The 13,091-nt window shown below is 70.6% G+C and carries 13 protein-coding genes; 2 read left to right on the forward strand and 11 right to left on the reverse strand.

The window, feature by feature from the left end:
* Positions 1–41: 41 nt before the first annotated feature.
* Positions 42–1,109: a potassium channel family protein gene (locus RIC11_RS02215; RefSeq protein WP_350208197.1), complete on the forward strand. Its 1,068-nt coding sequence runs from the start codon at positions 42–44 to the stop codon at positions 1,107–1,109.
* Positions 1,110–1,184: 75 nt separating this feature from the next.
* On the opposite strand, the gene RIC11_RS02220 is transcribed toward RIC11_RS02215, so the two are convergent.
* Entirely contained in the window at positions 1,185–2,255 is a 1,071-nt protein-coding gene (locus RIC11_RS02220) for an ABC transporter ATP-binding protein (protein WP_350208198.1), read from the reverse strand.
* Between the two features lie 214 nt (positions 2,256–2,469).
* Between RIC11_RS02220 and RIC11_RS02225 the strand changes: the two genes are divergently transcribed.
* Positions 2,470–3,339, forward strand: a complete 870-nt coding sequence (locus RIC11_RS02225) for a polysaccharide deacetylase family protein (protein ID WP_350208344.1) — start codon at positions 2,470–2,472, stop codon at positions 3,337–3,339.
* 359 nt (positions 3,340–3,698) lie between these two features.
* On the opposite strand, the gene RIC11_RS02230 is transcribed toward RIC11_RS02225, so the two are convergent.
* From RIC11_RS02230 to RIC11_RS02275, 10 genes are all read right to left on the reverse strand, one after another.
* Positions 3,699–4,154, reverse strand: a complete 456-nt coding sequence (locus RIC11_RS02230; RefSeq protein ID WP_350208199.1) for a hypothetical protein — start codon at positions 4,152–4,154, stop codon at positions 3,699–3,701.
* Entirely contained in the window at positions 4,154–5,266 is a 1,113-nt protein-coding gene (locus tag RIC11_RS02235; protein WP_350208200.1) for a glycosyltransferase family protein, read from the reverse strand. The genes RIC11_RS02230 and RIC11_RS02235 overlap by 1 nt, the downstream gene beginning before the upstream one ends.
* A 50-nt stretch (positions 5,267–5,316) precedes the next feature.
* Positions 5,317–6,051 (reverse strand): class I SAM-dependent methyltransferase, encoded by a 735-nt coding sequence (locus RIC11_RS02240; protein ID WP_350208201.1) that lies wholly within the window; start codon positions 6,049–6,051, stop codon positions 5,317–5,319.
* Positions 5,990–7,363, reverse strand: coding sequence for a BtaA family protein (locus tag RIC11_RS02245; protein WP_350208202.1), 1,374 nt, complete (start codon positions 7,361–7,363; stop codon positions 5,990–5,992). Before RIC11_RS02245 ends, RIC11_RS02240 begins: the two co-directional genes overlap by 62 nt.
* Positions 7,364–7,491: 128 nt before the next feature.
* Entirely contained in the window at positions 7,492–8,460 is a 969-nt protein-coding gene (locus tag RIC11_RS02250) for a UDP-2,3-diacylglucosamine diphosphatase (RefSeq protein ID WP_350208203.1), read from the reverse strand.
* Positions 8,461–8,642: 182 nt separating this feature from the next.
* Positions 8,643–9,218, reverse strand: a complete 576-nt coding sequence (locus tag RIC11_RS02255) for a MiaE family protein (RefSeq protein ID WP_350208204.1) — start codon at positions 9,216–9,218, stop codon at positions 8,643–8,645.
* A gap of 95 nt (positions 9,219–9,313) precedes the next feature.
* Positions 9,314–10,150, reverse strand: a complete 837-nt coding sequence (locus RIC11_RS02260; RefSeq protein ID WP_350208205.1) for an SDR family NAD(P)-dependent oxidoreductase — start codon at positions 10,148–10,150, stop codon at positions 9,314–9,316.
* Positions 10,143–10,607 (reverse strand): hypothetical protein, encoded by a 465-nt coding sequence (locus tag RIC11_RS02265; protein WP_350208206.1) that lies wholly within the window; start codon positions 10,605–10,607, stop codon positions 10,143–10,145. Before RIC11_RS02265 ends, RIC11_RS02260 begins: the two co-directional genes overlap by 8 nt.
* A gap of 155 nt (positions 10,608–10,762) precedes the next feature.
* Entirely contained in the window at positions 10,763–11,491 is a 729-nt protein-coding gene (locus tag RIC11_RS02270; protein ID WP_350208207.1) for a Crp/Fnr family transcriptional regulator, read from the reverse strand.
* Positions 11,488–12,870, reverse strand: a complete 1,383-nt coding sequence (locus RIC11_RS02275) for a dihydroorotase (RefSeq protein ID WP_350208208.1) — start codon at positions 12,868–12,870, stop codon at positions 11,488–11,490. Before RIC11_RS02275 ends, RIC11_RS02270 begins: the two co-directional genes overlap by 4 nt.
* Positions 12,871–13,091: the final 221 nt, after the last annotated feature.

Below are 13,091 nucleotides of genomic sequence, written 5' to 3' on the forward strand. Positions count from 1 at the left end.
CTCGGGCGGGGGCCGCCCGCTCGCGCTTTCCCGCCGCCGCTGTGCACCTGTCTCTGAAACGCTTGCTGACGACGGTGGTCTTCTTCGTGACCACCTGCGCGCTGGTCGCCGGCGTGTACACGGCCCACGGGTGGGACTGGGCGGACGCGGTCTACATGGTCGTGATCACGATCTTCGGCGTGGGCTACGGCGAGGTCCGGCCCGTCGACACGCTGCTGCTGCGCACCGTGACGATGATGCTGATCGTCGTCAGCTACGGGTGCGTCATCTACATCGCAGGGGGGTTCGTTCAGATGGTGATGGAAGGAGAGATCAACCGCGCGCTGAGCCGCCGACGCATGACCCGCGGCATCGACGAGCTCGCCGGCCACACGATCCTCTGCGGCTACGGCCGCGCGGGGCGGATCCTCGCCGCCGAGCTGAAGCGGGCCGGCGCGTCGTTCGTGGTCGTCGACCAGGACGAGCAGAAGCTCAACGACGCCGAGTCCCAGGGCATGCTGATCCTCGAGGGCAACGCGATCGAGGAGGACGTGCTCGACAAGGCGGGAGTCCGCCGCGCGAAGGTCCTCGCGACCGTCTTGCCCGACGACGCCGCCAACGTGTTCATCACGCTCACCGCGCGCGAGATGAACGAGACGATCGAGATCATCGCCCGCGCGGAGCACCCCTCGACCGAGAAGAAGCTGCTCCGCAGCGGCGCGAACCGCGTGGTGCTGCCGGCCGTGATCGGCGGCCAGCGGATGGCGCAGCTCATCACCCGGCCCGGCGCCGAGGCGCTGCTCGCGTCCGAAGAGGGCGTCGACGCGCTGCAGCACGAGATCGAGCGGATCGGGCTACGGATCGAAGAGCTGAGCGTGACCCCCGGCTCACCGCTCGACGGGCACACCGTCGGCGACATCGACCTGAAGGGCAACCGCGGCTTCTTGATCGTCGCCGTGCGGCGCCCGGGCGGCGAGGCCGTTATCGACCCGCCCGGCGACTGCGTCCTCGCCGCCGGCGACACGGTCATCGTGCTGGGCCACACCGGCGAGCTGCCCCAACTGGCCCGCCGCTACACGGCCGCCAAGGAGATCCTTTACCGAGGAGCCCGGGCTCGGGTGAGCGACTGAGCGGGGATCGTCGGAAGAGAACCCTCGCCCGGCCCCTGCCGATGGGAAGCCGCTACGGCCCGCCACGTTCGCCGGTTAGTCAACGGGGCCCAGCCGCTCTCCGCTCGCCGTGGCCGCGAAGTAGTGCACGCGGTCGCCGTCGGCAGAGAGGGCGACCGCCTCACCGATCGGAGGGGCGCCGGCGCCGGCGTCGATCCGGGCGATCCACTCCGAATCGCCGAGGCGGCAGTGGACGAGCGTCTCGTGGCCGAGCGGCTCGACGGCGGCGACCCTCGCGGTGGCTAGCCGCTCGCCCTCAACGGCGCCGATGGTCACGTCCTCTGGCCGCACGCCGAGCACCGCGGGGCCGTCGGGCACGCGCGGCGCGGGGCAGCGGGCCTGGCCGGCGGTGAACAGGCCCGCCTCGACGCGGCCCTCTAGCAGGTTCATCGCCGGGTTGCCGATGAACGAGGCGACGAACCGGTTCGCGGGGCGCCGGTAGACCTCCAGCGGCGGGCCGACCTGCTGGACGACCCCCTCGTTCATCAGCACCAATCGGTCGCCAAGCGTCATCGCTTCGACCTGGTCGTGCGTGACATAGATCATGGTCGCCCCCAAGCGGCGGTGCAGCGCGGCCAGCTCGGTCCGCATGTCGCCGCGCAGCTTCGCGTCGAGGTTCGAGAGCGGCTCGTCGAACAAGAACACGGCCGGCTCGCGCACGATCGCCCGCCCGACCGCCACCCGCTGTCGCTGCCCGCCCGAGAGCTGCCCGGGGCGGCGGTCGAGCAGCTCCTCGATCCCCAAGAGAGCAGCCGCTTCGCCGACGCGGCGCTCGATCTCCCGCTTGGGCGTGCGCCGCATCCGCAGGCCGAAGGCCATGTTCTTGCGGGCCGTCATGTGCGGGTACAGCGCGTAGTTCTGGAAGACCATCGCGATGTCGCGCTTGCCCGGCGCGACCCCGTTCACGACGCGCTCGCCGATCCGTACCTCGCCGCTGGTGATCTCTTCGAGCCCGGCGATCATCCGCAGGGTCGTGCTCTTGCCGCACCCGCTGGGGCCGACCAGCACGACCAGCTCGCCGTCGGCCACTTCGATCGATACGCCGCGGACCGCGTGCAGCCCGTCGGCGTAGACCTTGTTCACGTTGTGCAGCGTGACGCTCGACACGGGGGAGGCGGCTCGTGGCTGGTGGCCGGCTGCTGCGGTTGGGCTCGGTAGGATACGTTGTACCGACCGGCAGCATGCGATCCCAACCCCACGCGCTGCGATCTCGATCCCGCCATCCGACATCCGAAGCCCGCAATCCCCTCCGCCCGGGCCGCCGCGCCGGCCGCCATGGCTGGCGCGGGTTGGGGCGTCGTGGGGGGCGTTGTTGCTCGGGGTGAACGCGTTGCGGGTGGCGGCGGCGACCGCCGGCTTCGGCCCGCGGCCGCTGCTAGACGACAACCCGCTGGGGATCGGCGTCGCGGCGGCGCTCGGCGCCGGCCTCGCGCTGGCGGGGATGCTCGCGTCGCTCGTGGCGTGGCGCCGGCGGGGGCGGCGGTCGCTGCGGCTCGCCGCGCCGCTGGTGGTGCTCGTCGTCGCGCACGCGACGACGCTCGCCGTGTTCCCCACGTGGTGGCTGATCGACTGGCTCCAAACGCCGTCGGTCGTGTTCCGCGTGCCGACCGAGCGGCCCGCGTTCGCCCTCACGATCGACGACGGCCTCGACCCCGACAGCACGCCGCGGCTGCTCGGCGTGCTGCGGCGGCACGAAGCCAGAGCCACCTTCTTCGTGCTCGGCGAGAGCCTCCGCGACCACCCCGCGCTGGCGCGGGCCGTGCTGGCCGACGGGCACGAGCTCGCCAACCACCAGATGAACGACAAGCCGGCCGTCGCCCTAGAGCCGGCCGACCTGAAGCGGCAGGTGCGCGAGTGCCACGCTCTGCTGGCGCCGCTCTCGGGCGCGGCGCCGAGGTGGTTCCGCCCCGGCGGCGGCGTCGTCACCACGGCGTGCCGGCAGGTCGCCGACGAGCTCGGCTACCGGATCGCGCTGGGGTCGGTCTTCCCGTTCGACTCGCACCTGCACCAGACCCGATTCTTGGCCGCTTACGTCGCCCAGCGCACGTCGGCCGGCGCCATCGTCGTGCTGCACGAGGGGCTGGGTCGCGGCGGCCGCGCGGCCGCGGTGCTCGACAAAGCCCTTGGCGAGCTCACCGCCCGGGGTTTGCGGGCGGTCACGCTGAGCGAGCTATTCGCCGAGGCGGGCTAGCGCCGCGGCCGCGCGGCCTTCCGGAGCCCGCCGGTGGCTGGACCGCTTGGCGAGCACGCCCCCTTGGTTTTGGCCGCCGCGTAGGGCAGGCCTTTTCGGCGGCGCTGGCAAAACCACACAGCCCAAGGCGCTCCATCGGCGAGAATCGGCGGTTCATGAGAACCCCCAAGCTTGCCGGCGGCAGTGGCTCGCCGCGATCAAAACGAACAGGACAACGCCCGTCATGCGACGAACGAGCCGCCGGTGTAACGAAACCGCAACCCCTTCTCGCGCCGTGGCTTAGGGGCGGTTTCGTTACAGGTTTCGTTACCTTCGCGTGGGTCGCGCACACGTGTCGCGTTTGTAACGTATCGGCTGGCTCAGCCGGACGGGCTGCCGGTCGTGGCCCAGCACCGGATCGCCCACAAGAGCAGCAAGGCCCTGGCTGTCCAAGCGACCGTGCGGAGCCAGTTGTAGTCGACCAGTTGGCGGTGGAGCCGGTCGTCGTAACCGGCCAACAAACGCCCGTGTTGCGGGCCGAAGAACAGGGCCGTCGACCCGTCGGCCACGAGCAGCAGACCGAGCCCGACCCACGGGACCCACCCCGGCACACCGTCGGGCACGCGCCAGACCATCGCCACCGCGGTGGCCAACTCGAGCAGCATCATCGGCCCCACGACCCAGACCATCCGCTGTTGGTAGTTGTGCTCGAACTGGGCGAACCGCTCCGGCGGAACCTCGCCGAGCATCGGGTACTGCACGAGCTGCACGAACCAGATGACGCCGGTCATGTAGAGGGTCGCCAGCGACTGTGCGAGCAACAGCCATCCTGCCATCAGACGGGCTCCCGGATCTCGGCGCGGGGTCGCCGCGCGTGGCCGGCGAGCATCGCCTCGACGACGCGCTCCACCTGGGGCACGCCGTCGGTCGTGAGGGGGGTCTCGGCCATGCGCTTGCGGTACGCGTCGCGGCGGTCGAGGAAGTGGGCGAGGTCCTCGGGCCGCAGGTCCTGCAGCACCCGCTGCTCGCCGGCGCCCATCCGCTGGACGAACTCGGCGTTGATCCGCTGCTCGTAGTGCGAGCGTTCGGGCAGCGCGAGCACCGGCTTGCCGAGCCAGATCGACTCGCCCATGAGCTGGTTGCCCGCCGCCGACACGACGGCGTCGCAGCTCGCCAGGTCGTCGACGAACGCCTGCTCGTCGATCTCGCAGAACGAGACCGCTCCCCGCGGCGGCCGCTTGCCGAGCCCGTAGACCTTGACCGGCAGCGGCGCGTCGGCGAGCACGTCGAGAACCGACGGCGGGGTCGCGCGGCGGAGGTAGCTCAGCAGGTGGGGGCCGCGGGAGGGCCGCACGCTGGCGATGGCCTCACGCAGCAGCGGGCCGACCTGGGTGACGTGCTCGTAGCCCCGCCGCAGCTGCGGCCGGTAGAACGCGGACACGACCGTCTGGGTCTGGCGGATGCCGAACGCGCGGATCGACCAGCTCATCATCCACGCCCACGCACGCAGCTCGAGCGGCAAGCCCGAGAGGTCGTAGGTCGTGAGGAAGTGCTGGTGATCGAGCGACAGGACGGGCGTCCCCACGCGCCGCGCGGCGCGGGGCAGCAGCGGCTCGAAGTCGGTGATCGCCAGGTCGGGGCGGTCGCGGTCGAAGTGCCGGGCCAGGTCGTCCACGTGGCGCCGCAGGCCGCGGTAGAAGGCCAGCCCCTCGCGGACGGTCTTGCCGTTGTCGAGCCCGCTGGCCGAGTAGTGGAAGTGCAGGCCGGGGATTTCGCGGACCTCGATGCCGTCGGTGTCCTCCGGGTAGCAGCCGCGGAGGAACGCCAACGCATCGTGAGAAGCGAACAACACCCACCGCCGGCCCTCCCGCAGCCGCTCGACGACCGCGCGGGCCCGCGCGGCGTGCCCACGCCCCTCGCCCATCACGCTGTAGAACAGGGTGGACACGAGGGAGGCTTCGGGCTGGAGGCGGCGGGAGGCAAGCAGAACGCGGCGGCTCACGCGGCCGGCTTGCGGCCGATGAAGCGGTAGTACGGCGCGCGGACCACCGGGACCCACGGGAGCTTGCCGTAGTGCTCGTCGACTTGCAGCGTCTGGAACCGTCGCTGGAGCATCGGCAGGTGGTCGGCGCTGGGGTGCACGTTGTCGTTGCCGAACCAGAAGGGCCAGAAGTTGCGCGCGAAGTAGGAGTGGCGCCGGAGCCCGTCGGCCGGGTAACGCCGGGACACGTAGAAGTCGACCACGCCGATCACCCCGCCCGGCCGCAGCAGCCGGTGCGCCTGCTCGATGGCCGCGAACCAGTCGGGGATCATCGTCAGCGAGTAGGTGAAGGTGACCAGGTCGGCCGAACCGTCGGGCAGGTCGATCTCGGTGGCGTCGGCGCAGAGGGTCCGGGCGTTGGCCCATTGCTCGCGGGCGATCCGCTCGTCGGCGACCTTCAGCAACGACCGAGACAGGTCGAGGAACGTGACCGAGCCGAACTCGCGCAGCCGCTCGCCGAACAGCTCGCCGTTGCGGGCCGTGCCCGCGCCGATGTCGACCCACGCGCCGCCGGCCGGGGCGGGCAGCGCGTCGAACAGGGCCTCGCGGCCGTGCAGCATCCGCTTGCGGAACTCGTCGTAGTCTTCGGCTTGGCCGCCGTAGAAGCTGTCGAGTCGCTGCTGGTGGGTCTCACCGCGAATGGGAGAGAGCGTCAGGTGGTACAGCGTGCGTAGCTGGCTGAGCGCCCCCATGGGCCCCGTTCTCGGTTAGGCAGATGCGATTGGCGCGGCCGCCGGCGGCGTAGCCGAGCGACGAGCCGGCGAGGTTCGCGGCGGTGGAGTCGAGCGGCACGCCGTCGCGCCGCAGGGTGGCGATCGAGAAGCCGCCGTACGTGTGCACGCGGTCCACGGCGTGCAACTCGTCGGCGAGCTCGCGGTTGTACTCGAGCAACTCGCCCAGGCGGTGGCTCTTGCCGTCGACCCGCACCGCGATGGGGTCGACGAACTCGCAGATCACGGCGGCCGAACGCCAGAGGATGCGGGCGCCGTCGTCGGCGCGGTCGACGATCTCTTGCCACTGCAGGGCCAGCATGTCGCGCATGTGCTCGGCCATCCAGTCCATGTGGTCCAGCAGCACGAAGTGCGAGTAGTTGGTGTCGGCGCCCTTGAGGTGCTCCAGGATGGTCGTCGTTTGCGTGTGCACCCGCGAGGCGAGGCCCGGCGCGGCGGGGGTTCCCTGCAGCCGCTGGAAGTTCTCTCGCTTCAGGTACTCGGGGCAGCAGTCTTGGGTGTACTCGCCGGTCAGGTAGACCCGCCAGAAGTAGTTGTCCTTGAGCGGCAGCTCGCTGAAGACCGTGTCGAGGCTGTCCTCGACGAACTTCGCGATGCCGCCGGGGTAGTAGCGCTCGAGCTGCTGCCGCTGCGCACGCGGCACGCCGAGCAGCGACAGCGCGGCGTCGCGGCGCAGGAGCCACTTGATGTACGGTCCCCAGAAGGCCGGCTTCACGCGGCTGTGGTAGACCTCGCGCTGCTCCTCGACGGTCTCCGAAGCGAGCAGACGCTCGATGTCGTCGCGGATCTTCGCGTAGCGGTTGATGTACCAGTTGATGCCCGACGCGAACATGCCGGCCGAGCCGCGGAAGTAAAAGCTCGGCCGCCGCCCCTCGCCGAGGAAGAACCGGCCGTGCTTGTCCCAGAACCTGCGGCTCGCTTCGGGCAGCTCGACGCGGAGCGAGTCGGTGTAGATCGAAGACCAGTCGGTCGACTTGCCACGGCCGAACACCTCGAAGAAGCGCTCGTAGTCGAGCCGCCGGATCGCCGCCAGCTTCAGGTCGAGCAACGCGTTTTGCCGCGGGTTCACGTCGACCGTGTCGATCCGCTCCGGCTCGTCCAGCGCGTAGTCCAGCGCGTTGCAGCCCGCGGAGGTGATGACCAGCAGCCGGTCCCCCGGCCCCAGCCCCAGCGCGACCCGGTCCAGTCGCGGATCTTCCCAACAGGTGTTGTAGACCAGTTGGTTGCCGTGGCAGAGCTTGAAGACTGCCCGACTCAAATGGGTCGCCAGCATTTAGGGATTCCTATCGCGAACGGGGCTCACGCGGCCGTCCTCTGGGCGCGCGAAGTCGTTAGCGTAAGGGAGTCCCTCCGAATTGTGAAGACGGCGTCGTGCGGATGGCCGCATTTTCTGCGCCCCCATTACACGGCGACCGCGGCCGCTATCGGCTCGTCGACAGCGTCGATCACCAAGCGGCTGGGTCGCGCGGCGAGGCGCGACAAGAGCCGGCCGTCGCTGCGGATCAGGTCGAAGCTGCCGTCGGCCAGCTCCACAAGCGCCGAGCAATTCTCCACCCAGTCGCCGGTGTTCAGGTACACCACCCCCTCGAACTCGTCGATCCGGGGAACGTGGATGTGGCCGCAGATGATCCCGTCGCAGTTCAACTGCCGCGCGCTCTGCACGATGCTCCCCTCGAACTCGCTGACGTGCTTCACGAGCCGCTTGACCCGGCCCTTCATCGCCGCACAGAACGCGTACGGATCGTGTTTCTTGCCGCGGAGGCGGTTGCCGAGCCAGTTCGCGGTGAGGAGCACGTCGTACGCGTACGAGGCCACGAGCGAGAGCCATTGGCACTCCTGCTCGACCCGGTCGAACTGGTCGCCGTGGGTAACCACATAGCGCCGGCCGTCGGCCGCCTCGTGGACGAATTGGTCCTGGATCTCGACCACGCCGAAGTTCGCTAGAAAGCCCCGCAGGAAGTTGTCGTGGTTGCCCGGCGTGTAGAACAACTGCGTGCCGCTGTGCTTCAGCTGCATCAGGCGCCGCAACAGCGCGTCGTACTCGGGCAACCACCGCCAACGCCGCTTGAGCTTCCAACCATCGATGAAGTCGCCGACCAGGTAGACCTTCTCCGGCTGGTGCCGCTCGAGCAGCTCGAGCAGCTCGCGCGCCTGGGAGTGGCGGCAGCCTAGGTGGATGTCGCTGACGAACAGGGAGCGGACCACACGCGGACCGGGGGACTTGTGGGCGGTTTCGGAGGCGGCTTCTGACGCGGCTTCTGAGGGGGCGCCGGCGAGCCAGGTCGGCTCGCGTCGGGGCAGCGCGGGGCGGCGGGCGGGCGGGGCCAGGGTCGCGGCGCCAGACGCGCCGGGAGTCTCTAGTGTGAACATGGTCCACCGGGCTCCATCGGACAAGGCGGTTCGGCCGCCCTCGACGTGGCCGGCCGCGTTGGCCGACTCCTTATAACCCTTATCAGCATCCCGTGTTAGGACGCCGCGAGTCCCCGGTACAGAGGCCGTTAAACTTTCGTTCAGATTCTGTGAAGGCGCCCGCCGAGCTCCCTTTCTGGCGGTCAACTGTGCATTCGCGGTGGGTCGTCGCTGCTTGCCAAGATTTCCGCTTCGGCGGCGGCTAGCTCGTCGAGCCGCGCGACGACCTCTGCCTCCGACGCAAAGTGCTTCGCTAACCGGGTGTAGGTCGTGTGGTGCCGGGCCTCCGACTCGAAGAGCCCTCGGTAGAAGCGGACCAGCTCCGGGTCCTGCACGTGATCGGCCAGGCGGCTGAACCGCTCGCACGATCGGGCTTCGATCAGCCCCGCGACGAGCAGCCGGTCGACCGCCTTGCCCGGCTCTCCCTTCCGGAGCAGGTCGTTCAAGCGGCGGCCGTAGCTGCTCGGCGTGAGCCGCCGGAACGCCACGCCACGCGTGTCGAGCAGCTCGATCACCATGTGGAAGTGCTCGAGCTCTTCGTTGACGATCTCGGTCATCTCTCGGCAGAGCTCGAGGTCCTCCACATAAGCAAACATCAGGTTCAACGCCGTGCCGGCCGCTTTCTTCTCGCAGTGGGCGTGGTCGATGAGGACCGATTCGAGGTCCTCGTCTACCTGGGCGAGCCAGCGGTCGTCGGTGTCGGACTTCAGGTGCAGCATCGCTCGGCGGGGCGGGGGGGCGGCGTGCCCGCGCAGCAGGCGGGCCAGGAGGAGAGCCTATCGGAGCGCTGCCAGCAGTGTCAGCCGCCACAGTGTCAGCCGCCGCTGAGGAACCGCCCCGCGGCCGCCGCGACTCGCCGGCGGGTGAGGCCCGGCGCGAGGGCCTTCAGCAGAGCGAACCGCCGAGCGCGGCGGCCGATGACGGCTGCCGCCCGGCCGCGCCGGTAGGCCCGCAGCGCCGCCTCGGCGACCTCGTCGGGCGTCAACTCGGACCGCTCGAGCCAGTCCTCGGTTGCCGCTCTCAGCCCGGCGTCCGAGTAGATAGCCTTGGCGAACAAGCCCGTCGGCGTGACGCCTGGCAACACCGCGGTCGCCGCGAGGCGGTCCGCGGCGAGCTCGCCGCGGAGCGACTCGGTGAGGACGAGCAAGCCGGCCTTGCTCGCGTTGTAAACCGCGAAGCCCGGCGGCGCGACGGTTGCAAAGACCGAGGCGACGTTCAGCAGGCCGCGGGGCAGGGCGGGGGGGGCGCCGTGGCGGCGAGCCGTTTCGCGGAGCAGCGGCGCTATCGCGCGGGCGCCGAGGGCGGCGCCGGTGAGGTTCACGTCGATGACGCGGCGGACGTCGGCGGCGTCGCACCGTTCGAGCGGCCCCACAAGCAGCACGCCGGCGGCCTGCACGAGCAGGTCGACCCGCGCGGCGCCGCGGCGGCACTCGTCCGCAACGCGGTCCCATGCCGCCGGGTCCGACACGTCGGCTCCGAGGGACCGGTGGCCGCCGCCGCCGAGCGGACCGCTCATCAACTCGGCGAGGCCCGCCCGGTCGGAATCGACCGCGACCACGGCGTAGCCGAGCGATGCGAGCCGCAGGGCGAAGGCGCCGCCGATGCCGCCCGCCGCGCCGGTCACGACGGCGACCGCTTGGGCCTCACCCACCGCGGCGGCGTGTCGTCGAGGCGACCAGGAGCGTGACGGCCGCGGCCGCCAGCACGCCGGGGTAGGCGTCGTTGAACTCGTCGCGGCACAGCTCGCACTGCGCGAGGTGCGCGGCCATGGCCGCCGCGTCGCGGGGCGGGAAGTCGGCGTCGGCGGTCAAGTGCTTGTGGTACTCCGGCATCATCTCGACACACTCACCGCACGTGATCCCGCCGTAGGGCGGAGTCGCCCCCGCGCCGGGGCCGCCCGGTTCGACCGGGTCCGCCGGCCAGAACACCGCGGCCAGCACGACCAGAACCGCGACCGCGGCCACGCCGAGGCCGCGCGTCTGACGGTCGCGGCGGTGTTTTGCTCGCAGGCGCGTGCTCAGGCCGGCCAGCTCTCCCTCTGGGCAAGCCGACCAAGCGGCCGGATCGCGGCTGGTGGGGCCGGCGGGTTTCTCCGATGGTTCGGTCATCTTTCCGCGAGCACGTTGGGAGGAGGTGGCGTCGTTTTGGGGGCCTTGTGGGTCAACGCGGGGTCAGCCTCTCCCCGCCATTAAGCATCGCCAGCGGCAGGAAAGCCAGTCGGTGCGACGCGACACACAGCGAGAAACTTCGAGAGACAAAACCCCTACAAGACTTCGGCGGTTGGCGGAGCGGCGGCGATCGGGCCGTCGGCCGCGCGGGCCAGGGCGGCGAGGTCGGTGAGGACCAGCCGCCTGCGACCGATCGACAGCAGCCCCTCGTTCTGCAACTCGCCGAGGATGATGGTCACGGTCTCTCGGGTGCTGCCGATGAGGCTCGCGATGTCTTGGTGCGAGAGCTTGATCGCGAGCCGCACGCCGGGCGGGTCGACGCTGGGCTGGCCGTACTGCTGGGCCAATTCGGTGAGCAGGCTCACGAGGCGCTGCCGGTTGGAGCGGAACAGCAGCGACTTGAGCCGACGCTCGATCCGCCGGCGACGCAAGCCGATCAGCTTCGTGACGCCCGCCGCGAGCGAAGCGTCGGACCCGATCAGGTCGAGCAGGGCGCCGGCGGGCAGCAGCACCACGTGCGACTTCTCGGCCGCCTCGGCGAACTCTTGGCGGGGCTCGCCGTCGAGGGCGTCGAGTTCTCCGAACAGCTCGCCCGGCTCGATGAAGGCCAGGATGGTCTGCTTCCCGTCGTCGGTCGACGAGCCGATCTTCACTCGCCCCTCGGCCAAGACCATCCCCCACTCGGCGGCGTCGTCCGGCAGGTAGACGGGCTCGCCGCGGCGGAATCGCCGGGAGCGGCAACCGGGCTCGAGCCTGGCGATTTGCTCGGCGCTGAGCCGGCGGAAGAGATCGCACTGCTTCAGGTACCAGATCTCTTCGGTCATCCGGCCGCCTCGAAACTCGAGAAGGGGGTCGCCCCGTGGCCGCCGGTCGCCCAGTAGCCTCCGCGCGCGTGGTCGAACCGAGCCTCGGCGCCGCGGACCGACTCGTCGAACCGCCCCTCGCGCCAGACGGTCCGCCCGCCCACGAGGGTGCGCACCGGCCAGCCGACCAGTTCGCAGCCGTCCCACGGGCTCCAGCCGCACTTGGTGAGCTGGTCCACATTGCGGACGGTTTTCTTCAGCGACGCGTCGACCAGCACCAGGTCGGCGTCGGCGCCGACCTCGATGCGGCCCTTGCCGACGAGGTCCCACGTGCGCGCCGGGGCGTCGCACATCCAGTGGACGACCTGCTGGAGGGTGCAGCGGCCTTCGTGGGCCGCGTTGAGCATCAACGCCAGCGAGTTCTCGACCGCCGGCAGCCCCGACGGGCTGTCCGGGTACGGGCGGCGCTTCTCTTCGAGCGTGTGCGGCGCGTGGTCCGTGGCGACGACCTGCAGCACCCCCGCGTTCAAGGCTTGCCACAGCCGCCGGCAGTCTTCGCGGGTCTTCAGCGACGGGTTCATCTGCACCAGCGTGCCGAGCCGGTCGTAGTCGTCGACAGAGAAGAGCAGGTGGTGGGGGCAAGCCTCGCCGGTGATCAAGCCGCGGCCCGAGGCGATCGCTTGGTGGATGAGCGACGTTTCTTCGCCCGTTGACACGTGCAGCACGTGGAAGCGGTGGTTGTGGCGCGCGGCCAGGTCGAGCGAACGCCGCGTGGCGATGAGCGCGGCCGCGTGGTCGCGGATCCGAGAGTGGTCGGCCACGTCGCACGTGCCGGCCAGGCGTGCGGCGTTGGCGCGGACGGTCGACTCGTCCTCGCAGTGGGCCGTGATCGGCAGCGTCGTCTCGGCGAAGATCCGCTCCAGCGCCGATTGCTCGTCGACCAACAGGGCGCCGGTGCTCGACCCGATAAAGATCTTGATGCCGGGCGTCCGCTGGGCGGCCCGCAGCTCGGGCACGTTGTCGGGCGTGGCGCCGATGTAGAAGCCGTAGTTGACGCGGCACTTGCCGCTGGCCAGCTCGAGCTTCGCGTGGAGCCGCTCGACGGTGGTCGTCGTCGGCGACGTGTTGGGCATCTCGAGGAAAGTCGTCACGCCGCCGGCGGCGCAAGCCCGGCTGGCGGTTTCGAGGTCTTCCTTGTGGGTGAGGCCCGGTTCGCGGAAGTGGACTTGGTCGTCGACCACTCCCGGCAGCAGGTGCAAGCCGGTGGCGTCGATCGTTTCGTCGACGGCCAAGCCCGGGCCGGGGTCGATGTCGGCGATCCGGCCCCCTTCGATCACGACGGCGACGGGCTGCGGGCCATCGGGCAGCATCGTCGTGGCGTTCTTGATGAGCGTACGCATCGGTTGCCTGTGGGCGACGTGGCGCCGCGGCCGGGTGTGGCCGAGCCGCCACGCATTGTGACGGCCCTTGGGGCGAAAGAGCAACACGCCGGGGAGCGGTCGCTGGGCGGAGCGAGAAATCCCCCGGGCGAGTCAGCACACGGCGAGGCGTGTCCTACGTTTTGGCGAGGCCGCGCGTCGCGGGAAGCCGCTCCGCGGGGTCTCACCCTCCTCCCTCCCCT

Source organism: Botrimarina sp. (assembly GCF_040219535.1).
Lineage (GTDB): Bacteria > Planctomycetota > Planctomycetia > Pirellulales > Lacipirellulaceae > Botrimarina.